Origin of the sequence: Streptomyces sp. NPDC086147 (genome assembly GCF_040702165.1) — a bacterium.
In the GTDB taxonomy this organism is placed as follows: domain Bacteria; phylum Actinomycetota; class Actinomycetes; order Streptomycetales; family Streptomycetaceae; genus Streptomyces.
In genome coordinates this window covers 177,325-198,866 of the sequence record NZ_JBFBJO010000006.1, presented here as the reverse complement: position 1 = coordinate 198,866, position 21,542 = coordinate 177,325, and the positions used below count along the sequence as shown (strand labels likewise).

Here is a 21,542-nt window from a genome sequence, read left to right as displayed (position 1 = left end):
GTCTCGGTGAACGCCTCCGCCCCCTCCGCCGACTCCCTGCGCGCCGCCCTCGCCGGGCTCCTCGGCGGCCTGCCGCCCCACCGGACCGCCCAGGCCGTCGAACGGCTGATCGCCAACTACCGGGGCACCACCCCGACGGACGCCCCCGTGCTCCGCGACCGCTCGGACGTCGCCGCGTACGCCGCGTACCGGATGCCGGCGACCTTCGAGGCGGTACGGGGAGCCCTGGACGCCCTGCGGGAGGCCGCGCCCGACTGGGAGCCCCGTACCCACACCGACGTCGGCGGCGGCACGGGCGCGGCGAGCTGGGCCGTCGCGGAGGCCTGGGGCGACGCCCCGCCCCGCACCACCGTCCTCGACTGGGCCGAGCCCGCCCTCGCGCTCGGCCGCGAGCTGGCCGGCGGCGTCCTCGACGCGGAGTGGCGGCGCGAGCGGATCGGCGGCGCGCTGCGCCTCGCCGACACGGACCTGGTCACCGTCTCGTACGTCCTCAAGGAGCTGACCGGAGCCGACCGCGCCTCGCTCGTCACCGAGGCGGCCCGCGCCGCGCAGGCCGTCGTGGTGGTCGAGCCGGGCACCCCGGACGGCTACGAGCGGATCATCGCGGCCCGCACCCTGCTCGTCGACGCCGGGTTCGCCGTCGCCGCGCCCTGCCCGCACAGCGGCGCCTGCCCGATCGCGCCCGGCACGGACTGGTGCCACTTCTCGGCCCGGGTCAGCCGCTCCTCGCTGCACCGGCAGGTGAAGGGCGGCTCGCTGCCGTACGAGGACGAGAAGTACGCGTACGTGGCCGCCACCCGGTTCCCGGTGACCCCGGCGGCCGCCCGGATCGTCCGCAGGCCGCAGATCCGCAAGGGCCTGGTCCAGCTGGAGCTCTGCGACTCCGAGGGCCTCTCCCGCGACACCGTCACCAAGCGTCACGGGCCCCTCTACAAGCAGGCCCGTGACGCGGAGTGGGGCGACCCGTGGCCGCCGGAGGCGGACGGGTCCTGAGGGACCCGCCGCCCGGCTACCGGCGGCTCCCGCGCAGCAGGAACACCGGGGCGAGGACGGCGAGGAGGACGACGGCCGCGTTGACGAGGACCGCGCGGCCGATGCCGTCGGGGAGCGTGGCGGCGGTGACGACCACGGCGCTCATGACCGGGGTGCCCAGGGTGATGCCGACCTGCTGGGTCATGGTGGCGATGCCGGTGGCCATGCCCTGCTCGGCGTCGGGCAGGCCCGAGGTGGCCGTCACCATGAAGCCGACGATGGCGAGCATGTTGCCGACGCCGCCCGCGAAGGTGGCGGCGAGCAGCAGCCCGTACGTGCTCCGGTCGTCCCCGATGCCGACGAGGGAGAGGGTCGCGACGGCTTGGAGGACCCCGCCGGCGATCAGGGCGGTACGGGGCGAGAACCGGCCGATGAAGCGGGGGGCGAGCAGTCCGCCGAGGACCGTGCCCGCGCCCAGGACGCCGAAGGAGAGGCCGGCGGCGAGCGGGGAGAAGCCCAGGACGTCCTGGAGGTGCAGCGTCATCAGGAAGACCAGCGAGGTCTCGGTGGCGAAGGCGACGAGCCCGGCGAGGTTGCCCCAGACGACCGTGCGGCGCTTCAGGATCCGGAGCGGGACGAGGGGCGCGGCGGAGCGCCGCTCGACGAACGGGAAGGCGGCGAGCAGGACGGCGGCCGCGACCAGGGCGACGAGGACGCCGGGGTCGGTCCAGCCGTGCTCGCCGGCGGCGGTCAGTCCGTAGACGAGGGCGAGGAGCCCGCCGGTGACCGCGATCGCGCCGGGGACGTCGAGGCGGGGCCGCTCGGCCGGGCGGCTCTCCTTGACGACGGCGGGGGCGACGAGCAGGACGGCGAGGGCGACCGGCACGTTGACGAAGAAGGCCCAGCGCCAGGAGAGCAGGTCGGTGAGGACCCCGCCGAGGACGGCTCCGGTGGTGAACCCGGCGGACATCAGGGCGCCGTTGAGGCCGAGGGCCTTGTCCCGCAGCGGCCCCTCGGGGAAGGCGGAGGTCAGCAGCGCGAGCCCGGCGGGGGTGACGGCGGCGGTCGCGAGGCCCTGGGCGACGCGGGCGGCCATGAGCACTTCGGGCGTGGTGGCGAGGCCTCCGGCGAGCGAGGCGGCGCCGAGGACGGCCATGCCGCCGAGGAAGACCCGGCGGCGGCCGAGGAGGTCGGCGACGCGCCCGAAGAGGAGGGTGAAGCCGGCGGCGGAGAGGGCGAAGGCGGTGGCGATCCACTGGAGGCCGCCGAGCGAGAAGCCGAGTCCCTCCCCGATGACGGGCAGGGCGACGTTCAGGATCGAGAAGTCGACGGCCAGCATGAACTGGGCGACGAGGAGGACGACGAGGACGAGCCGCATGCGGCCGTCCATGCGGGGGGCGGCGGTGGCCTTGGAGGCGGCCGGGACGGGCGGTGTGTCGAGGGCAGTCATGAGCGGGACCCCTTAAAGGGACGGAAGTTCCGTTAAGATGACGCAGACGGTAGCAGAGTGAGGAGCACTAATGGAACAGAATTCCCGTTTGGGCGGGGGCTCGTCGGCTCCGGGCACGGGTCGGTCGGTTTCGGGCACGGGTCCGCCGGCTTCGGCTTCGGCTTCGGCTTCGGGCGAGGGCTCGTCGGCTCCGGACGAAGGGGTGCCGGCTTCGGGCGAGGGGGCGCCGGCCTCGGGCGAGGGGGCGCCGGCCTCGGGCGAGGACCCGTCGGCCGTGCCCGGCACCCGGCGCCCCGGCGGGCGCACCGCCAAGGTCCGCCGCGCCGTCCTCGACGCCACGCAGGACGCCCTGGCGGCCTCCGGCTTCCACACGCTGAACATGGACCAGGTCGCCGCGAGCGCGGGCGTCGGCAAGACCACCGTCTACCGCCGCTGGGGCTCCCCGGTCGGCCTGGTCGCCGACCTCCTGGACGACATGGCCGAGCAGTCCCTGCCCGCCGCCGACACCGGCGGCCTCGCGGGCGACCTGCGGGCCAACGCCGCGCTCGTCCTGGAGACCCTCACCGACCCCCGGATGGGCGCCGTCTTCCGGGCCGTCATCGCCGCGGCCGCCTGCGACGAGGAGTGCGCGCGCGCCCTGGGCGGCTTCTACCGCACCCGCCTGGCCGAGTGGGCCCCGGTGGCGGAGCGGGCCGTGGCCCGGGGCGAACTCCCAGCCGGCACCGACCCGCTCGAACTGCTCCGCGCGGTCTCCGCCCCGCTCTACTACCGCTTCGCCGTCACCCACGAGGAGCCGGTTCCCGCCGACGCCGAACGGGCCGTCACGGCGGCCCTGGCCGCGGCGGCGGCGGGCGCCTTCGTGCCGGGGGGCACGGACGGGCCCTAGGGGGTGCCCGGTGGCGCCTTCGCGCCGTCGCCCCCGCACCACGGTGTGGTGCGGGGGCGACGGTCCGCGCCGTACGGGTCCCCGAGGGCCGGTACGGGTCCCCCAGGGTCGTACCGGCCCCTAGGGGCGCAGCTCCTGGGTGCAGCACTTCACGCTGCCGCCGCCCTTGAGCAGCTCGCTCAGGTCCAGGCCGACCGGCTCGAAGCCCCGGTCGCGCAGCGGCTCGAAGAGGCCCACCGCCGCCTGCGGCAGCAGGACGTTCCGCCCGTCGCTCACCGCGTTGAGCCCGAAAGCCGCCGCGTCCTCCTCCGTCGCGACCAGGGCGTCCGGGAAGAGCCGGGCCAGCACCGCCCGACTGCCGGGCGAGAAGGCGCCGGGGTAGTACATGACCTCGTCACCGGCGTCGTCCAGGACGCACAGCGCCGTGTCCAGGTGGTAGTAGCGCGGGTCCACCAGGTCCAGGCCGATCACCGGACGCCCGAAGAACTCCTGCGCCTCGCCGTGGGACAGCGGACTGGCGCGGAAGCCGCGCCCGGCGAGGATCCAGGAGGCGGTGACGGCGAAGTCCCCCTCGCCCTCGTTCACGTGCTGCGGGATCCCCAGGTCCTCCTCCGCCCAGCCGTTGCGGCGGAACCAGTCCAGGTGCGCGTCGGCCTCGGCCGCGCGCTCCGGGTACGCGAACCGCGCGCCGAGGACCCGGCCCCCGACGACGGTCGCGCCGTTCGCCGCGAAGACCATGTCCGGGAGCGCCGGGTCCGGCTCCAGCACCTCCACGGTGTGGCCGAGCGCGCGGTAGCGGTCCCGCAGGTCCTCCCACTGGGCGAGGGCGAGCGGCAGGTCGACCGGTTTCGTGGGATCCATCCAGGGGTTGATGGAATACGTCACCGTGAAGTGCGCGGGTGGGCACATCAGGTAACGGCGGGGCGAGGGCGAGCGCGGAGTGGTGCGCAAGAAGGGCTCCTCACGGACGGACGGGCGGAAGCACCGAGGTGCGGTGGACCCCATGGTCCGCCCTCGGGGCCCTCGGCGCAGTGGACCGTTCGGGTGGTTCGCGCACCACCCGCCACGGCGAGACGCGCCGTCTCGGCCGCGGCTAGATTGGCCCCATGCCCAAGCCCAAGTCCATGCCCGGCCCCGGCCCCGGCCCCGGTTCCGATCCCGACGGCAGAACCGGGCCGGGCGCCGAGCCCGGGCCCAGCTCCGCGACCGCGCCGGGATCCGTGTCCGTACCCGTGTCCCCGCCTGGGGCCAGGACCCTCCCCGACGCCTCCCGCCGCAGCGAACGCTCCCGTCGCGCCATCTTCGACGCCGCCCTCGCCCTCGTCTCCGAGAACGGCTACGCGAAGACCACCGTCGAGGGCATCGCCGCCCGCGCCGGCGTCGGCAAGCAGACCATCTACCGCTGGTGGCCCTCCCGCGCGGCCGTCCTCCTCGACGCCTTCCTCGACCTCCAGGCCCGGGCCGCCGAGGCCGCCGGAGGCGGCTCCGGAAGTGAGATCCCCGACACCGGCGACCTCGCCGCCGACCTGAAGCGCGTCCTGCGCGCCACCGTCGACGAGATGAACGACCCCGCCTTCGAGGCCCCCACCCGCGCCCTCGCCGCCGAGGGGATCGTCGACCCCGACCTCGGCGCCCGCTTCACCGCCGCGCTGCTCGAACCCCAGCTCCAGCACTACGCACGCCGTGTCGAGGCGGCCCGGGAAGCCGGTGACGTGGACCCCGGCACCGACCCCCGGCTCGCCGTCGAACTCCTGGTCGGCCCCCTCCACCACCGGTGGATCCACCGCACCCTGCCGCTCACCCACGCCTACGCGGACGCCCTGGTCGACCACGTCCTGCGCGGTCTCGCCCCGAGGGGCTGAGGGGCCGGGGAGCACCCCGGTTCCGCACTCCGGTCACCCAGGGCGCAGGATGGTGGGACCATGGGCAGAGCCGAACGGGCGAGCGCGAGGTTGTGAGGGGATAGATGGGCGACGGCATCGGCCGCTACCGCGGCACGGAGAGCAGACTCGCGCAGTGGCTGCGCAGGCGTCCCAAACGCAGCGCGGCCGAGGACGAGAACGACCGCGAGAAGCTGCTCCTGGCCGTCGCCGCAGCCGGGCTGCCCCTGGCCCCCGCCGCGTACCCCGTCGGCTACAGCTGTTCCTGCGAGCGGATCGGCTGTCCCACCCCCGCCCGGCACCCCGTCTCCTTCGCCTGGCAGACCCAGTCGACCACCGACCGGGGCCAGATCGAGCGCTGGGCGCGCAACGAGCCCGGGGCGAACTTCATCACCGCCACCGGCATGGTCCACGATGTCCTCGACGTGCCGCTGGCCGCCGGCCGGGCCGCCCTGGAGCGCCTCCTCGCCGAGGGCGTCGAGGTCGGCCCCGTCGCCCAGTACCCGGCCGAAGGCCCCGACGGCGGCCGGATGCTCTTCTTCACCGCCACCCGCGGCACCCCCGAGGACGAGGACGAGTGGTGGCCCTGTGAGCTCGACTGCCACCCGGAGACCATGGACGAGCACCCGGGGCTCCGCTGGCACTGCCGCGGCAGCTACGTCCTCGTCCCCCCGGCCCGGCTCCCCGGCGACGAGGACGCCCACCCGGTGGTCGCCTGGGTCCGCGGCCCCGAGCACCCGCTGCCCGACCCGCTGAACCTCCTGGAGACCCTCCAGGACGCCTGCGCCCGCCACGCGGCCGCGCGCGGGGCGGACGGCGACGGCGGACACGCGGCCCACGAGATCGCCTGGCCGCTGACCCGCTGACCCGCCGGCCCCGGTCGGAACACCGGGAAGGCGCGACCGGAGCGTTACGAGCCCACCGCGCCCACCACGCCCTGGAGCCGGCCCGTGATCGTGACCCCGCCCCGGTCCGTGCCCGCCGGCTTCACCAGGACCGACTGGCTGGACACCCACTCCCGGGTGACCGTGTTCTTCACCTCGCCGGTCATCAGCGCCTTCACGTCCCGGGGCACCTTCGGCCGGTAGCCCGGTGCCGCCGTCTGCCGCTCGAAGTAACGCGTCGCGAAGAAGACCAGCGCGCCCCCGTCCCGGGTCCGCAGGCCCAGCGGCGCGAAGTCCCCCCGGTCGGCGACCCGGTCCGCGTACTGGGTGGCGAGCCCCGGCCGCGCGGCGGTCCTCGCCCGCTGCGCCCGCCACTCGCTGGTGTGCGGACCGGCCGCGAACGCCCCCGGCTTCCCGTCCTTCAGGTACGCGACGTACTCCGCGCCGAGCTTCCCGGGCGCGACCGCCAGCGCGTCGGCGTCCGCGTCGACCGGCACCGCGTACCCCTCCTCCTCGGCGAACTCCGGCACCTCGGTCGCCTTGAGGATGCTGAGGTAGGCGGCCTCCCAGCGCTCCTGGGGGCCGTTGCGCACGAAGACGAGCAGCCAGCGCTGGTCCTTGGGCCCCTGGTCGACGTCCCGGTCGGAGTCGACGTCCGCGACGAACCAGCGCGGCCAGCCCGCCTTGCGGGGCAGCAGGAAGCGCGCGTCCGTCAGCGCCAGCGGCCGGTGCTCCCCGTTGCCGTCCGGGTCGGTGATCGCCCGGGCGCGCAGCCCCGCCTGGTTTATCTCCCCGAGCGGTCCCGTGACCCGGTCCGCGTTCAGGGAGGGATCGTTGGCCTTGTCGGCGCGGTTGAAGGCGCTCGTGAACTCCGCCACCGCCTTCGCCGCCTCGGCCTCCGTCGCCGGCGGCAGCAGCGCCAGCTCGCCGTGCACCGTCACGCAGCCGCTCGCCGCCAGCGCCAGGGCGGTCACGGCCGCCGTCGCCGCGAGCAGCCTCACCGGCCGTGCCGGCCGCCGCTCACGCGGTCGTCCCGGCGCTCGCCCCACCCTCAGCCTGCTCATCGGTCGCCTTCTGCTTCTTCACCCGCGCGGACGGACCCGACCCTATCGGGGACAGGAACAGCGCGAGCGCCGGGACCAGATACAGCGCCCACACCGTGACCTGAAGGACCGTCGGGTCCGGCTGGAAGACGAACGCGCCGCCGAGGAACGTGCCGGACCAGCCGTCCGGCGGCACCGCCGACGAGACGTCGAAGGCCGTGTCCGCGAGGCCGCCGAGGAGGCGCGCGTCCTGGAGGTCCCGCACGCCGGACGCGAGGACTCCGGCCGTCACCACGAGCAGCGCCCCGCCGGTACGGGTGAGGAGCCCCGCCGGACCGGTCCGCACGGCGACCCGGTGGAGGAGCAGGCCGAGGAGGACCGCCGTGAGCAGGCCGAGGAGGACCCAGGTCAGGGGCTCGAACGAGCCGCCGGCGCCGCTCGGCGAGACCGCCCGCACCGACGACCACACGAAGAGCGCCGTCTCCGGTCCCTCGCGGCCCACCGCCAGGAAGGCGGTGACGGCCAGCACGCCCGCCCCGGCGCCGAGCGCCGCGCCCCCCGCCTTCGAGCCGAGCGCCGCGTCCCCCGTCCCCCGGAGCACCGCGTGCCTGATCCGGAAGACCGTCCAGCTCATCAGGGCCGCCGCGGCGATCGACAGCGAGCCGCCGAGCAGCTCCCGCGCCTCGGGGGTCAGCTCCCGGGTGCCGAACTCCAGGGCGGCGCCGAGGGCGAGGAAGACGCCGACGGCCGCGCCGGCGCCGGCCAGGACCGGCCCCGCGGCGTTCCGGCGCCCGCTCCCCGCCAGGTACGCGACGAGGACGAAGACGATCAGACCGGCCTCCAGGCCCTCGCGCAGGCCGAACAGATAGGTGCCGAGCACGGCTCTCCCCTCCCGGTGTCACGCCTACGGGGCCCGGCCCCGCCGGGCGCCCCGGTCACGGCCGCCCCGTGCCGCCGCCGAACGAGTATCCCCGGCGGGGCCCGCGCGCCGGGCCCGGGTCGGGGCCGGTCATGGTTGACGGCTCGTCAGATGCGCTTCGGGGAAGGCGAACCGCCCGTGTCCGGGTGTCGTACGGGCACGACGAGCGGGACCCCGGTCCGGGGGTGCGGGAACACCTCCACCGGCTGTCGGTAGACCCGGCTCAGGAGCTCCTCGCCGAGCACCTCGGCAGGGGGGCCGTCCACCGCGATCCGGCCCTCGTGCAGCACCCCGACCCGGTCGGCGTGGGCGGCGGCGAGCCCCAGGTCGTGCAGGACCACCACCACGGCGGTCCCGGCCGCCGCCCGCTCCCGGCAGACCCGCAGGACCAGTTCCTGGTGGCGCAGGTCCAGGGCGGCCGTCGGCTCGTCGAGCAGCAGAAGGCCGGTCCGCTGGGCCAGGACGCGGGCGAGGGCCACCCGGGCCCGCTCGCCGCCGGACAGCGCGGAGAACGGGCGGCCGGCGAACTCCTCGACCTCGGTGGCCGCCATCGCCTCCGCGACCGCCGCGTCGTCCTCGTCCTCCCGGGCGGTCCCGGCCCAGGGCGCCCTGCCCATCCGTACCACCTCGGCGACGGGGAACGGGAAGGACAGCGTGGTGTCCTGCGGCAGCACGGAGCGGCGCAGGGCGAGTTCGCCGGCCGTCCAGGCGTGCGCGGGCCGGCCCCCGATCCGCACCTCCCCGGCGTCCGGGGCGAGATCGGCGGCGAGGGCGGCGAGCAGCGTCGACTTCCCGGCCCCGTTCGGGCCCACCAGGGCGAGGACCTCCCCGGCCCGCACCCCGGTCGAGGCCCCGTCGAGCACGGCCCGCCGACCCCGCTCGATCCGCACCCCGGCGGCCTCGGCGACCAGGGCGCCGGGCGCGGCCGGGACGGGCAGCTCGCGCGGTCGCCGTTGCGGGAGACGTCCCCGGAACAGTACGGACGTCATGCCCAACCACCTTGCTTGCGACGGGTCCTGCGCAGCAGCCAGAAGAAGAAGGGGCTGCCGATGAGGGCGGTGAGGACGTCCCGGCCAAGCTGACCGAGGCCGGCTCCGCCAGCTTCTCCGCCCCGGGCGGCCGGGGCGGCTACCCGGAGGGCACCGCGATGGACCCGGTGACCGTCTCCTTCTCGCTCGACCGGAACGCCACGCTGCCCCCGTCCACCGGCGGCACCTCCGGCTCCGGCGGCAGCGGCTCCACCGGCTCCACCGGCGGTGACGACGGCGGCTCGGCCACCACGGGCGGCGGCGGCACGGCCGGTGGCGGGACCGCCGGAGGGGTCGGCACGGCCGGCGGCTCCGGGGCCCTCGCCACCACCGGCTCCGACGTCCCGACCGGCCTCCTCGCCGGGGCCTCCGCCCTGACCGTCGCGGCCGGCGCGGCCATCGTCGTCGCGGCCCGGCGCCGCACCACGGGCTCCTGATCCGCCACCTCCCACCCGGCAGGGCCGCACCCGGAATCCGGGTGCGGCCCTGCCCCCTTGCGGACGAGTGGTTGAATTCCGCCATGAACACGACCGCCACTGACATCGACGTCCTGCGGGTCTTCTGTGCGGGCGACGGCCGGTACGGCAACCCCCTCGCGGTCGTACGGGACACCCGTACCCACCCCGACGAGTCCTCGCGGCAGGCGCTCGCCAAGGAACTCGGCTTCAGCGAGACGGTGTTCGTGGACGACCCGGAGCGCGGGCTCGTCGACATCTACACGCCGGGCCTCCGGCTGCCGTTCGCCGGGCACCCGCTCGTCGGCGCGGCCTGGCTGCTCGACCTGGAGGTCGTCCACCCGCCGGCCGGCGAGGTGTGGGTGCGCGGGGACGGGGAGTTCACCTGGATCGAGGCGCGCGCGGAGTGGGCCCCGCCCCGCACCCTGCGTCGGTACGCCTCCGCCGCCGAGGTGGAGGCCCTGGACGTGCCGGAGCCGGGGGAGTGGGTCTACGCCTGGGCCTGGGAGGAGGAGGCCGCCGGGCGGATCAGGGCGCGAGCCTTCCCGGGGCGCGGCGACGGCATCGACGAGGACGAGGCCACCGGCGCGGCGGCGCTGCTCCTCACGGCGGAGCTGGGACGGGCCCTGAACATCACGCAGGGCCGGGGGTCGCAGCTGCTGACCGCCCCCGGCCCCGACGGCATCGTGGAACTCGGCGGACGCGTCCGCCTGGAGGGCACGCTCACGCGCTGACCCTCCCCGTACGGATCACCGCGTCACGCGCTCAGCGGGAACTCGCTCCCGAGCTGGCGGAAGACCGCGCCGTTGAAGTCGAAGGCGCGCTTGCACTCGTCGATGATCCGCTGCTTCTCCAGGTCGTCGGCGTTCACCCCGTCGAGCAGCTCCCGGTACGCCCGCTTGAACGCGGCCGGGTTGGAGATCTCCTCGAAGACGTAGAAGCGGACGCCGTCGCCCTTGCGCGCGAAGCCCCAGGTGCGCTCCGCCTTGTCGCGGATGATCTGGCCGCCCGACAGGTCGCCCAGGTAGCGCGTGTAGTGGTGCGCCACGTAGCCGGCGGGCCAGTCGCGGGCGCACTCGGCGACCCGCTCGGCGTACGCCGCGGTGGCCGGCAGCGGCGCGAGGCCGTCGCGCCAGTCCGGGCCCCGCAGATGGGCGAGGTCCTGCTCCAGGGCGGCCGTGCGGAACAGCTCGGGCTGTATGAACGGCCCGGCGACCGGGTCCTCGCGCAGCGCCTCCGCGCCCTCCTCCAGGGCCCGGTACACGAACCAGAGCTGCTCCGTGTAGCGCGCGTAGGCGTCGACGCCCAGGCGCCCGCCGAGGAGGTCGCCCATGAAGGAGGACGTCTCCGCTTCGGTGTGCTGCTCGTGCGACGCCGTGCGGATGAGCGTCGAGAAGGGCGTGTCCAAGGCGTGCCTCCGGGACCGATGGGACGGGAACCAGTGACGATCCTGCCAAGTTAGGCTTACCTAAGTCAACTGGTTCCCGACGTCCTGTCGGTAAAAAGCTACCCACTTCCCGGGGCGGGGCAACGTCAGGGCAGGGTCAGGATCTCCGCCCCGTCCTCGGTCACGACGAGGGTGTGCTCGAACTGGGCCGTTCGCTTGCGGTCCTTGGTCACCACGGTCCAGCCGTCGTCCCACATGTCGTAGTCGTGGGTGCCGAGCGTCAGCATCGGCTCGATGGTGAAGGTCATGCCCTTCTTGATCTCGGTGGTGTGGTGCGGGGAGTCGTAGTGCGGCACGATCAGGCCGGAGTGGAAGGACGAGTTGATGCCGTGCCCGGTGAAGTCGCGCACGACCCCGTAGCCGAACCGCTTGGCGTACGACTCGATGACCCGCCCGACGATGTTGATCCGGCGCCCCGGCCGCACCGCCTTGATCGCCCGGTTCAGGGCCTCCCGGGTCCGCTCCACGAGCAGCCGGGACTCCTCGTCGACGTCGCCGCAGAGGTAGGTGGCGTTGTTGTCGCCGTGGACGCCGCCGATGTACGCGGTGACGTCCAGGTTCACGATGTCGCCGTCCCGCAGCACCGTGGAGTCCGGGATGCCATGACAGATGACCTCGTTGACCGAGGCGCACAGCGACTTCGGGAAGCCGCGGTAGCCGAGGGTGGACGGGTAGGCGCCGTGGTCGCACATGAACTCGTGCGCGACCCGGTCGAGCTCGTCGGTGGTGACGCCGGGGGCGATGTGCTTGGCGGCCTCCTCCATCGCCTGCGCGGCGATGCGGCCGGCGATCCGCATCCGTTCGATCGTGTCGGAATCCTGCACCTCGGGCCCGGTGTACGGGGTCGGTGCGGGCTTCCCGACGTACTCGGGGCGGCGGATGGAACCCGGAACGGAGCGGTGGGGGGAGAGCTCCCCCGGTACGAGAAGCGACTGGCCAGACATGCCAGCGAGTGTAACGACCGGGTCTGGGGCACCATGATCCTCGGAGGAAGGAGCCGACGATGGCCCTGTTCAAGAAGAGCACCACGGGCAAACCGGGCGAGTGGTACTACTGCCTGGAGCACAAGAAGGTCGAGGAGGGCCCCGAATGCCCCTCGAAGAACCGTTTCGGCCCGTACACCACCCGTGAGGAGGCCTCCCACGCCATGGAGACCGCCCGCGAGCGGAACCTGGAGTGGGAGACCGACCCGCGCTGGCACGACGCCGGCGGGAAGAAGGACGGGGACGCCGGATAAGGCCGCACGGGGCTCCCGGGGCCGCTCAGGCGGTCCCGGCGGCCTCCGCGCGGGCCTTCTCCGCCGCCTCCTGCTGCGCCCTGCGCCGCAGCGAGTCCGCGTCGGTCTCGGAGTCGTACGTCAGGAGCTTCGGCAGCGTCGTGCAGAGCAGGGCCACCGAGGCCACGCAGGCCACGCCGCCCGTCCAGACCGCCGTCCGGGTGCCGGTCCAGCCCGCCATCACGCCCGCCCGCACCTGGCCGAGCTGCGGGCCGACGCTGTAGGAGAGCACCTCGATGCCGGCGAGCCGGCCGCGCAGCTCCTCCGGGATCGTCTGGTTCCAGATGGTCGAGCGGCCCAGACCGCTCAGCATGTCGCCGGCGCCCGCGAAGGCCAGGCAGAGCAGCACCAGCCACACGTTCCCGAACCAGCCGGCCGCCGCGATGGCCAGGCCCCAGGCCGCCGCGCCGCCGGCCACGAGCAGCCCGTGCCGCCGCACCTTCGAGGTCCAGCCGCTGGTCAGACCGAGGACCAGCGAGCCGACCGAGCCCGCCGCGTACATCAGGCCCAGCGACCAGTCCGCGTCCAGTTCGTCCGCGAGGAACGGGAAGATCGTGTTCGGGAAGGCGAAGAACATCGCCGCCAGGTCGACCGCGTACGTGCCGAGCAGCACCGGCCGCGACCAGGCGTACCGCGCCCCCTCCGCGATGCCCCGCAGCGACGGCTTCTCCGCGTCGTGCGCGGGCGGCGCGGGGGAGAGGCGCCGGCACATCAGGACCGAGACCGCGAAACCGCAGGCCGTCACCGCGTACGCGGGCGCGTGGCCCGCGAACGCCACGACCAGGCCCGCGATGGAGGGGCCCGCGATGGCGCCCATCTGCCAGCGCAGCGAGTTCAGGGCCGCCGCCGCCGTCTGGTGCTCGTGCGGCACGATCCGGGCGAACAGCGAGTCGAGCGCGGGCCGCTGGAGCCCCGCGAGCGCCGAGACGCCGGCCGCGACCACGTACAGCGGCCAGAGCATCGGCTCCGGCAGCACCGCGTTGACCAGCAGGACCACGGCGAGCGCGCCGAGGCCCGCCTCGGTCCACAGGATCACCCGCCGCCGGTCGACCGCGTCCGCGAGCGCCCCGCCGTACAGGCCGAACACCACGAGCGGCACCAGCTCGACCGCGCCCATCGCCCCGACCGCGAGCGGCGAGTTCGTCAGCTCCTTGATCTGGAGCGGCAGGGCGATCATCGCCATCGCGCTGCTGAAGAACGTCACGAGCCCCTGCACCCACAGGAGCCGGAAGTCGCGGGAGGCGCGCCAGGGCGCCGTGTCGGGCAGGAGGGCGGAGAACTTCGAGAACGCGGAGGGCACGAAGGGTCATGTTCCGTCCGGAAGGTGCCGAAGGCAACCTGATTATCGGTGAGATCCGTGGCCCGTCTGGGCGCGGACCGCTCACCAGCGCTGCGGCGGCGGGGCCGTCAGCCGGTCCACGACGTCCGAGAGGCGGTCCCGGAAGCGGCGGTTCCCGCGCGGCGACGGCAGGCTGTTCTCCCCGGCCGCCGCGCTCACCAGGTGCTGCACCGTGTCCAGGTCCACTCCCGACCCCTCCGCCACCGCGAGCGCCTCGTGCGCGAGCCCCCGCACCTCCGGGTCGCCCCGGTCGAGCGTCAGCACCGTCGCCCCCGCCCGCCGCGCGTCGTGCACCCGCTGGAGCAGCCCCGCCCCCGGCCGCTCCGGCGCCACCACCAGCAGCGTCGACCCCCGCCCGGCCGCCTCCAGACGCCCCGGGCCCACCGCCAGGTGCGCCGGATCGCCCGGCCGCACCCGGTGCCGCACCAGCGTCGGCGCCAGCTCCGGAAGCCCCGACCAGACGGACTCGTCGACCAGGTGCGCCGCCAGGTGCCAGGGCTCGTACTCCTCCGTGCCGACCAGGAGCAGCCCGCCCCCGCGCGGGACCACCGCGCCCCGGAGCGCCCCCGCGAACCGGCGGACCTCCCCCGGCCACTCCGTCCCGGCGAGCACTTCCCGCAGCAACGCGACCCGTACGGCATCCATGCGGACGCATCCTGTACGACGCCGGGCCCCCGCGCGGCCGAACGCCGGTGGATCACCCGTACGGGAAGCGGCCCGGCGGTCCGACCGGTCGGTAATGTCGGGGCCATGACTTCCTCCAGCGCACCCCAGGACCCCACCGCCAAGGCCCCCAAGGACCCGTGGGACCTCCCCGACGTCTCCGGCCTCGTCGTCGGCGTCCTCGGCGGCACCGGCGAACAGGGCCGCGGCCTCGCCCACCGGTTCGCCCTGGCCGGCCAGAAGGTGATCATCGGCTCCCGCGCCGCCGACCGCGCCCGGGACGCGGCCGCCGAACTCGGCCACGGCGTCGAGGGCGCCGACAACGCCGAGACCGCCCGCCGCAGCGACGTCGTGATCGTCGCCGTGCCGTGGGACGGCCACGCCAAGACCCTGGAGTCGCTGCGCGGGGAGCTGGCCGGCAAGCTCGTCGTGGACTGCGTCAACCCGCTCGGCTTCGACAAGAAGGGCGCCTACGCCCTGAAGCCCGAGGAGGGCTCCGCCGCCGAGCAGGCCGCCGCGCTCCTCCCGGACTCCCGGGTCACCGCCGCCTTCCACCACCTCTCCGCCGTCCTCCTCCAGGACACCTCGATCGCGGAGATCGACACCGACGTGATGGTCCTCGGCGAGGAGCGCGCCGACGTGGAGATCGTCCAGGCCCTCGCCGGCCGCATCCCCGGCATGCGCGGCGTCTTCGCCGGCTGGCTGCGCAACGCCCACCAGGTCGAGTCGCTCGTCGCCAACCTGATCTCGGTCAACCGCCGCTACAAGGCCCACGCGGGCCTCCGGGTCACCGACGTCTGAGCCCGCCCGGGCCGGGGAGGCGAGCCGGAGAACGGACGCTTCCGGGCATGGGGGACACTGGACGGGCACCGCAGCACGCCGTACCCGGACAGGAGCCGACCCCCATGCCCCGCCTCGCCCTCTACGCCCTCGTGGTCTGCGCCCTGGCCGTCGCCGCGGCCGTCGTCTCCTTCGTCCAGGGCAGCTTCCTCGGCATCGTCTGGATCCTCCTGGCCGGCCTCTCCTCCAACATGGCCTGGTACTACCTCCGCCGCGCCAAGGTCGAGCGGGAAGCCGCCCGGCGGGCCTGAGCCGCGCTAGACCTCGCAGAACTCCGGCGTCCCCTGCCAGAACCGGAAGAGCTGCGAGCCGCAGTACCGGCTCAGCTCCGGCACCCCGAGGGACCGCATGAGCGCGTCGATCGCGTCGAAGAAGGCGCCGTTGACCGCCGGGACGAACAGCAGCGCGATCACGACGAAGAAGCCGTACGGCGCGTACGGCTCGATCTGCCGCTTCACCTTGTACGACAGCCAGGGCTCCACCACCCCGTAGCCGTCGAGCCCCGGCACCGGCAGCATGTTCAGGAGCGCCGCCGTCACCTGGAGGAACGCCAGGAACGCGAGAGCGTACCGGAAGGCCGGCGGCACGCCGTCCAGCGCGTCCAGCCAGAACGGGGCCGTGCACACGAGCGCGAAGAGCACGTTCGCCAGCGGGCCCGCCGCCGAGATCAGGCTGTGCTTCCAGCGGCCCTTGATCCGCCCCTGCTCGATGAAGACCGCGCCGCCCGGCAGACCGATCCCGCCCATGATCACGAAGAGCACCGGGAGCACGATGCTCAGCACCGCGTGCGTGTACTTCAGCGGGTTCAGGGTCAGATAGCCCTTCGCGCCCACCGTGATGTCCCCGCCGTGCAGGGCCGTCCGGGCGTGCGCGTACTCGTGCAGGCAGAGCGACACCACCCACGCCGAGGTCACGAAGAGGAAGACCGCCAGACCGGGCAGGGCGGCGAAGTCCGTCCACACCGCCCAGCCGGTGACGGCCATGACGGCGAGGATCGCCAGGAAGACGGGGCTGATCCGCCGTTCGTGGCTCCGGGTGGTGGCCGTGGTCATCGCGGGGGCTCCAGGGGACGGGGAAGGGGGACGGGAAGGCTGGTGTGCGGGAAACGTACCGGGGCCCGGTCCGGTTCCGGGGACGGCCCCGTTCCCGGAACCGTCCCTCCCGCCACCGGCCCGGACGGCTCCCCGCCGGGAGCGGGGGCCGGGCGCTCACGGAGAATGGGCCCGTGCGCTACTCCGTCCTCGGCCCCACCCTCGCCCACGCGCCCGACGGCACCGACGTGGCCGTCGGCGGCCCCCGGGTCCGCGCGCTGCTCACCGTCCTCGCCCTGCGGGCGGGCCGCCCCGTGCCCGTGCGGGAGCTCGTGGACGAGGTCTGGCACGGCGACGAGCCGCCCGCCGACGCGGTCGCCGCGCTCCAGGCCCTGGTCGGACGGCTGCGCCGGGCCCTCGGCCGGGACCGGGTGGTCTCCGGCGAGGGCGGCTACCGCCTCGACGCCGCCCGGGACGACGTCGACCTGTACCGCTTCGAACGGCTCGCCGCCGAAGGAGCCGCCGCGCTGGCCGCCGGGGACGCCGGGCGGGCGGCCGTCCTGCTGGACGAGGCCCTCGGGCTCTGGCGCGGTCCCGCCCTCGCCGACCTGCCGGACCGGACCGCCGAGGCCACCCGCCGGGAGGCCCGCCGCCTCGACGCCCGCCGCGCCCGGCTCGACGCCGCCCTGGCCCTCGGCGACGCGCCCGCCGTCCTCCCCGAGCTGACCGCCCTCTGCGAGGCCCACCCGCTGGACGAACCCCTCCAGGCCCTGCGGATCCGCGCCCTGCGCGACACGGGCCGGGCGGCCGAGGCGCTCGCCGCGTACGAGTCGGTGCGACGCGCCCTCGCCGAACGCCTCGGCACGGACCCGTCCCCGGCCCTGCGCGCCCTCCACGCGGAACTGCTCGCCGGGAAGACGGCCCCGGCGGTACCGGAGCCCGCCGCCGCCCCCGTTCCCGTCCCCGGCAACCTGCGCGCGCGGCTCACCAGCTTCGTCGGCCGCGACGAGGAGATCACCGCCCTCCGGGAGGACCTGCGGGCGGCCCGGCTCGTCACCCTGCTCGGGCCCGGCGGCGCCGGGAAGACCCGGCTCTCGCAGGAGGCCGCCGAGCGCGGCGCCGAAGCCTGGCCCGACGGCGTCTGGATCGCCGAACTCGCCCCCGTCACCGCCCCGGAGGCCGTGCCCGAGGCCGTCCTCGCGGCCGTCGGCGCCCGCGAGACCGTCCTGCGCGGCGCGGGGGCCGAGGAACTGCGGGCCGGGAACGACCCCCTGGCCCGGCTCGTGGAGCACTGTGCCGGGCGGCGGATGCTGCTGCTCCTGGACAACTGCGAGCACGTGGTCGGCGCCGCCGCCGAGCTGGCCGAGGCCCTGCTCGCCCGCTGTCCCGGGCTGCGGATCCTGGCGACGAGCCGGGAGCCGCTGGGGGTGCCGGGGGAGGTGGTGCGGCCGTTGGGCCCGCTGCCGGCGGGGATGGCGCTGCGGCTGCTGGGGGAGCGGGGGGCGGCGGCGCGGCCGGGCTTCTCGGTGGAGGAGGACCGGGCGGCGGCGGAGGAGGTGTGCCGCCGGCTTGACGGACTGCCGCTGGCGGTCGAGCTGGCGGCGGCGCGGTTGCGGATGCTGTCGCTGCGGCAGATCGCGGACCGGCTGGACGACCGTTTCCGGTTGCTGACGGCGGGGGCGCGGACGGTGCTGCCGCGGCAGCAGACGCTGCGGGCGGTGGTCGACTGGTCGTGGGACCTGCTCGACGGTCCGGAGCGGGTGGTGCTGCGGCGGCTGGCGGTCTTCACGGGCGGGTGCGACCTGGCGGCGGCGGAGGCGGTGTGCGCCGACGACGGCGGAGCCGGGGACGTGCTGGACGTGCTCGGGGCGCTGGTGGACAAGTCGCTGGTGGTGGCGTCGCCGGGCGGGGCGGGGATGCGCTACCGGCTCCTGGAGACGGTGGCGGAGTACGCGCGGGAGCGGCTCGCGGAGGCGGGGGAGCGGGTGGAGGTGGAGGGGCGGCACCTGGCGTACTACCGGGAGCTGGCCCGGCGGACCGATCCGGAGCTGCGCGGGCCGGGCCAGGTCGCCGCCATCGCCCGCTTCGGGACCGAGTACGGCAACCTCCGCACCGCCCTGCGCCGGGCCGTCGACGCCCGCGACGAGGACGAGGCGCTCGTCCTCGTCCACTGCCTGCTCTGGTACTGGCAGATGCGGGACCTGCGCACCGACGCCCTCTACTGGGCCGAGGCCGCCGCCGCGCTGGGCCCCGACCCGTTCGCGCCGCCCGCCGCCCCCGTCGTCCCCCTCCACGAGCCGTGCACGGCTGCTCCGCCGCCGCTCTCCGAGGAGCAGCGCCGGGAGGCCCGGCGCGGGGTGCGGCTCGTCGAACTGATCAACATGAGCCACGACACCGGCCGCTGGACCACCCCCGAGGGCGTGCGGCGGCTGCGCGAGATGACCGCCGGCTACGAACCCGGCCTGCCCCAGTCCTGCCGGCTGCCCGGCGCCTTCGCCGTCTTCGCGGTCCTCCTCATCGGAGAGGCCGGCCGGCTCGGCGAGCGGCTCGACACCACCGTCGACGCCTGCCGCCGCCACGGCTACGACTGGGACCTCGCCAACATCCTCCAGCTGCGCGCCAACATGCTCGCCAACCGGGGCGACCGGGCCGCCGAGGCGCTCGCCGACGCCGACGAGAGCCTGGAGATCTTCGAACGGTTCGGCGACGCCTGGGGCGCGGCCGAGGCGCTCTCCTCCCGCGCGGAGGCCAGGGAACGGCTCCTCGACTTCGAGGGGGCCGCCGCGGACTTCACCGCCGCCATCGGCCACGCCGAACGGATCGGCGCCCAGGCGCAGGTGCTGCTCCTGCGGGCCCGGTACGCCGGCACGCTCGTCGAGTCCGGACGGCCCGCCGAGGGCGAGGCGATCCTGCGCGAGATCCTGGCCGACGACCACGGCCTGGGCCACGAACCCCGCGTCGGCGCCCGCATGTTCCTCGGCGTGGCGCTCGGCCGCGCGGGACGCACCGACGAGGCCCGCGAGCACCTCCACGCGCTCCTCGGGGAGTTCGACTCGGACACCCTCGCCCTCTTCAAGGGCTTCACCCTCGGCGTCCTCGGCTGGCTGGACGTCCTGGACGGGCGGTACGGCTCCGGACTCGCCCTCGCCGCGGAGGCGTACGAGAGCTCCCTCGGTCCGCTGTCCATGATGATCGGCCCGCAGATGCCGGCGATGCACCTGATCATCGCCGCCTGGGCCCTCGCCGGACTCGGCGGACCGGAGGCGCGGACCGGCGCGGTGCTGCTCGGCGCCAGGGACGGACTGCTCCCGCCGGGGCACCTGCCGCCGCCGACCGAGCGGGAGCAGCTGGAGCGGGCCACCGCGCTCGCCCGGTCCGTGCTCGGCGACGCGGAGTTCGCGGCGGCACGCGCCGAGGGCGACGGCCTCTCGCTGGAAGAGGCCGCCGCCCTGCTCGGTCGCGCCGCCGACGCGATCAGAGAGCGCGCCGAGTCCTGAACCCCCCTGGGGGCGTCCCGCGACTCAGGTCTTGTTGCGGAACCTGGCGACCGCGATCGGCGCCGTGACGACCGTGATCAGCACCGACCAGCCGAGGGTCATCCACACCGAGTGGGCGACCGGACCGCCGTTGACGAGGTTGCGCGCGGCGTCGGCGAGGTTGGAGAGCGGGTTGTAGTCGGTGAAGGTCTCCAGCCAGCCGGGCATCGAGGTCGGCGGGGCGAAGATCGACGAGCCGAACTGGAGCGGCATCAGGACCAGCATCGCGACGCCCTGCACCGCCTGGCTCGTCTTCATGGTGAGGCCGAGCAGGATGAAGATCCACATCAGCGAGGCGCCGAAGACCATCGACAGGCCGATCGCGGCGAAGAGGTCGAGGACAGAGGTCTTGATCTCCAGGCCGAGCAGGAAGCCCATGCCGAGCAGGATCGCGGTGGCGATCAGCATCCGGCCGACCTCGACGACGATCTTGGCGATCAGGACGGAGGACCGGGCGATCGGCATCGTCCGGAACCGGTCCATGACCCCCTTCTTGAAGTCCTCGTTCACGCCGGATCCGACGGCCATGGCGATGTTCATGCCCATCATCGCCATCAGGCCGGGCGTCACGTAGTTCACGTACGCGTCGTTGTTGCCCTTGCCGGCGATCGCGCCGCCGAAGACGTACACGAACAGCAGGATGAAGATGATCGGCATCAGGACGGCGTCGAACATCGACTCCGGGTCCTGCTTGATCTGGAGGGCGTTGCGCCGGGCCAGGGCGCCGATGTGGCGCAGGTTGGCCCGCAGGCCGATCCGGCCCTCGCCGGGCAGCGCCCGCGCCGGTCCCGGGCCCTTGTCCGGGCCGCCGACGGGGGGCTTGGAGAGCGGTGTGGTCGTGGTGGCGGTGCTCATGCGGCGACCTCCTCGGGAAGCGCGTCGGACACGGTCGTCTTCTGGCCGGTGATCGCCAGGAACACCTCGTCCAGGCTGGGCAGGTGGGTGCCGATGTGGGCGATGCCGAAGCCGCGCGCGCCCAGCAGGGCCACGACGGCGGTCAGCTGCTCGTCGGCGAGGATCGGCACGTACAGCGCGCCCTCGTCGGGGACGACCGTCGCACCGGCGACGCCGTCGAGACCGGTCTCGCGGAGCGCGGCGGCCATGGCGGTCAGGTCGGCCGGGTCCACCGGGCGCACCTTCAGGGTGCGTCCGCCGACCCGGGCCTTGAGGTCGTCGACCTTGCCGTTGGCGATGACCTTGCCGCGGTCGATGACGGTCAGCTCGCTCGCGAGCTGCTCCGCCTCCTCCATGTACTGGGTGGTGAGCAGGACGGTGGCGCCCTCGGAGACCATCCGCTTGACCTCGTCCCAGACCTCGTTGCGGGTGCGGGGGTCGAGGCCGGTGGTCGGCTCGTCCAGGTAGAGGACGGCCGGGTTCCCGATCATCGAGGCGGCCAGGTCGAGCCGCCGGCGCATGCCGCCCGAGTAGTTCATCGCGGACCGCTTGGCGGCCTCGGTGAGCGAGAAGCGCTCCAGGAGCTCGTCGGCGCGGGTCCGGGAGTCCTTGCGGGAGAGGTCGAGCAGCCGCCCGATCATGTAGAGGTTCTCCCAGCCGGACAGCTTCTCGTCGACCGAGGCGTACTGGCCGGTGAGGCCGATGGTGCGGCGCAGCTGCTGGGGCTGGCGCACCACGTCGTAACCGGCGACGGTGGCGGTCCCGGAGTCCGGGACGATCAGGGTGGACAGGCAGCGGACGAGGGTGGTCTTCCCGGCGCCGTTGGGGCCGAGGACCCCGAGGACCGTGCCCTCCCGGACGTCCAGGTCGACCCCGTCGAGGGCCTTCGTCGCGCCGAAGTGCTTCACGAGGCCCCGTACCTCGACGGCGTTGGTGTGTGATCGCGTCATGGCCCCCACTAGACCAGGCGCCACCGACAACGCCCCTACAGACGGCCGA

22 protein-coding genes are annotated in these 21,542 nt (G+C 74.8%); 10 read left to right on the top strand and 12 right to left on the bottom strand.

Features of this window, described 5'->3' with window-relative positions; genetic code table 11:
- Positions 1–6: 6 nt before the first annotated feature.
- A complete protein-coding gene (locus AB0398_RS16265; protein WP_366375562.1) occupies positions 7–993 on the top strand; it encodes a small ribosomal subunit Rsm22 family protein in 987 nt (328 codons plus the stop codon).
- Positions 994–1,009: 16 nt separating this feature from the next.
- Here AB0398_RS16265 and AB0398_RS16260 read toward each other — a convergent pair whose 3' ends face one another.
- Positions 1,010–2,422, bottom strand: a complete 1,413-nt coding sequence (locus AB0398_RS16260) for an MFS transporter (protein ID WP_366375560.1) — start codon at positions 2,420–2,422, stop codon at positions 1,010–1,012.
- A 274-nt stretch (positions 2,423–2,696) separates the two neighbouring features.
- Here AB0398_RS16260 and AB0398_RS16255 point away from each other — a divergent pair, with 274 nt between their 5' ends.
- Complete coding sequence (locus AB0398_RS16255; protein WP_366375558.1) at positions 2,697–3,308, top strand: TetR/AcrR family transcriptional regulator; 612 nt, start codon at positions 2,697–2,699, stop codon at positions 3,306–3,308.
- Between the two features lie 120 nt (positions 3,309–3,428).
- Here the strand turns inward: AB0398_RS16255 and ddaH are convergent, their stop codons facing one another.
- Positions 3,429–4,259 (bottom strand): dimethylargininase, encoded by an 831-nt coding sequence (gene ddaH / locus AB0398_RS16250; protein WP_366375556.1) that lies wholly within the window; start codon positions 4,257–4,259, stop codon positions 3,429–3,431.
- Positions 4,260–4,540: 281 nt separating this feature from the next.
- Here ddaH and AB0398_RS16245 point away from each other — a divergent pair, with 281 nt between their 5' ends.
- Both AB0398_RS16245 and AB0398_RS16240 read left to right on the top strand, forming a co-directional pair.
- Positions 4,541–5,170 (top strand): TetR/AcrR family transcriptional regulator, encoded by a 630-nt coding sequence (locus AB0398_RS16245; RefSeq protein WP_366375870.1) that lies wholly within the window; start codon positions 4,541–4,543, stop codon positions 5,168–5,170.
- A 104-nt stretch (positions 5,171–5,274) separates the two neighbouring features.
- Positions 5,275–6,054, top strand: coding sequence for a bifunctional DNA primase/polymerase (locus AB0398_RS16240; RefSeq protein WP_366375554.1), 780 nt, complete (start codon positions 5,275–5,277; stop codon positions 6,052–6,054).
- Between the two features lie 44 nt (positions 6,055–6,098).
- On the opposite strand, the gene AB0398_RS16235 is transcribed toward AB0398_RS16240, so the two are convergent.
- From AB0398_RS16235 to AB0398_RS16225, 3 genes are all read right to left on the bottom strand, one after another.
- Entirely contained in the window at positions 6,099–7,136 is a 1,038-nt protein-coding gene (locus AB0398_RS16235; protein ID WP_366375552.1) for a hypothetical protein, read from the bottom strand.
- The gene (locus AB0398_RS16230; protein ID WP_366375550.1) at positions 7,093–7,995 is read right to left on the bottom strand and encodes an FTR1 family protein; all 903 of its coding nucleotides are present in this window, start codon (positions 7,993–7,995) and stop codon (positions 7,093–7,095) included. The genes AB0398_RS16235 and AB0398_RS16230 overlap by 44 nt, the downstream gene beginning before the upstream one ends.
- A gap of 146 nt (positions 7,996–8,141) precedes the next feature.
- Complete coding sequence (locus AB0398_RS16225; protein WP_366375549.1) at positions 8,142–9,023, bottom strand: heme ABC transporter ATP-binding protein; 882 nt, start codon at positions 9,021–9,023, stop codon at positions 8,142–8,144.
- An 11-nt stretch (positions 9,024–9,034) separates the two neighbouring features.
- Here AB0398_RS16225 and AB0398_RS16220 point away from each other — a divergent pair, with 11 nt between their 5' ends.
- Both AB0398_RS16220 and AB0398_RS16215 read left to right on the top strand, forming a co-directional pair.
- Positions 9,035–9,499: a hypothetical protein gene (locus AB0398_RS16220; RefSeq protein ID WP_366375547.1), complete on the top strand. Its 465-nt coding sequence runs from the start codon at positions 9,035–9,037 to the stop codon at positions 9,497–9,499.
- A gap of 83 nt (positions 9,500–9,582) precedes the next feature.
- The gene (locus AB0398_RS16215; protein ID WP_366375545.1) at positions 9,583–10,251 is read left to right on the top strand and encodes a PhzF family phenazine biosynthesis protein; all 669 of its coding nucleotides are present in this window, start codon (positions 9,583–9,585) and stop codon (positions 10,249–10,251) included.
- 23 nt (positions 10,252–10,274) lie between these two features.
- On the opposite strand, the gene AB0398_RS16210 is transcribed toward AB0398_RS16215, so the two are convergent.
- Both AB0398_RS16210 and map read right to left on the bottom strand, forming a co-directional pair.
- Positions 10,275–10,925 (bottom strand): biliverdin-producing heme oxygenase, encoded by a 651-nt coding sequence (locus AB0398_RS16210; RefSeq protein ID WP_366375543.1) that lies wholly within the window; start codon positions 10,923–10,925, stop codon positions 10,275–10,277.
- 125 nt (positions 10,926–11,050) lie between these two features.
- Positions 11,051–11,908 carry a type I methionyl aminopeptidase gene (gene map, locus AB0398_RS16205; RefSeq protein WP_366375541.1) on the bottom strand — a complete coding sequence of 286 codons (858 nt, stop codon included), beginning with the start codon at positions 11,906–11,908 and terminating at the stop codon, positions 11,051–11,053.
- A 59-nt stretch (positions 11,909–11,967) separates the two neighbouring features.
- Between map and AB0398_RS16200 the strand changes: the two genes are divergently transcribed.
- Positions 11,968–12,201 (top strand): hypothetical protein, encoded by a 234-nt coding sequence (locus AB0398_RS16200; protein ID WP_366375539.1) that lies wholly within the window; start codon positions 11,968–11,970, stop codon positions 12,199–12,201.
- A gap of 25 nt (positions 12,202–12,226) precedes the next feature.
- On the opposite strand, the gene AB0398_RS16195 is transcribed toward AB0398_RS16200, so the two are convergent.
- The gene (locus AB0398_RS16195) at positions 12,227–13,540 is read right to left on the bottom strand and encodes an MFS transporter (RefSeq protein WP_366375537.1); all 1,314 of its coding nucleotides are present in this window, start codon (positions 13,538–13,540) and stop codon (positions 12,227–12,229) included.
- An 81-nt stretch (positions 13,541–13,621) separates the two neighbouring features.
- A complete protein-coding gene (locus AB0398_RS16190; RefSeq protein WP_366375535.1) occupies positions 13,622–14,224 on the bottom strand; it encodes a hypothetical protein in 603 nt (200 codons plus the stop codon).
- A gap of 105 nt (positions 14,225–14,329) precedes the next feature.
- Here AB0398_RS16190 and npdG point away from each other — a divergent pair, with 105 nt between their 5' ends.
- A complete protein-coding gene (gene npdG / locus AB0398_RS16185; RefSeq protein ID WP_366375533.1) occupies positions 14,330–15,043 on the top strand; it encodes an NADPH-dependent F420 reductase in 714 nt (237 codons plus the stop codon).
- A gap of 47 nt (positions 15,044–15,090) precedes the next feature.
- Entirely contained in the window at positions 15,091–15,333 is a 243-nt protein-coding gene (locus AB0398_RS16180; protein ID WP_366375531.1) for a hypothetical protein, read from the top strand.
- Positions 15,334–15,339: 6 nt separating this feature from the next.
- On the opposite strand, the gene AB0398_RS16175 is transcribed toward AB0398_RS16180, so the two are convergent.
- A complete protein-coding gene (locus AB0398_RS16175; protein ID WP_366375529.1) occupies positions 15,340–16,134 on the bottom strand; it encodes a site-2 protease family protein in 795 nt (264 codons plus the stop codon).
- A 173-nt stretch (positions 16,135–16,307) separates the two neighbouring features.
- Between AB0398_RS16175 and AB0398_RS16170 the strand changes: the two genes are divergently transcribed.
- Positions 16,308–19,610 (top strand): BTAD domain-containing putative transcriptional regulator, encoded by a 3,303-nt coding sequence (locus AB0398_RS16170; RefSeq protein ID WP_366375527.1) that lies wholly within the window; start codon positions 16,308–16,310, stop codon positions 19,608–19,610.
- A gap of 24 nt (positions 19,611–19,634) precedes the next feature.
- Here the strand turns inward: AB0398_RS16170 and AB0398_RS16165 are convergent, their stop codons facing one another.
- Both AB0398_RS16165 and AB0398_RS16160 read right to left on the bottom strand, forming a co-directional pair.
- Complete coding sequence (locus tag AB0398_RS16165; protein ID WP_366375525.1) at positions 19,635–20,504, bottom strand: ABC transporter permease; 870 nt, start codon at positions 20,502–20,504, stop codon at positions 19,635–19,637.
- Complete coding sequence (locus tag AB0398_RS16160; protein ID WP_366375523.1) at positions 20,501–21,493, bottom strand: ATP-binding cassette domain-containing protein; 993 nt, start codon at positions 21,491–21,493, stop codon at positions 20,501–20,503. Before AB0398_RS16160 ends, AB0398_RS16165 begins: the two co-directional genes overlap by 4 nt.
- Between the last annotated feature and the right edge of the window lie 49 nt (positions 21,494–21,542).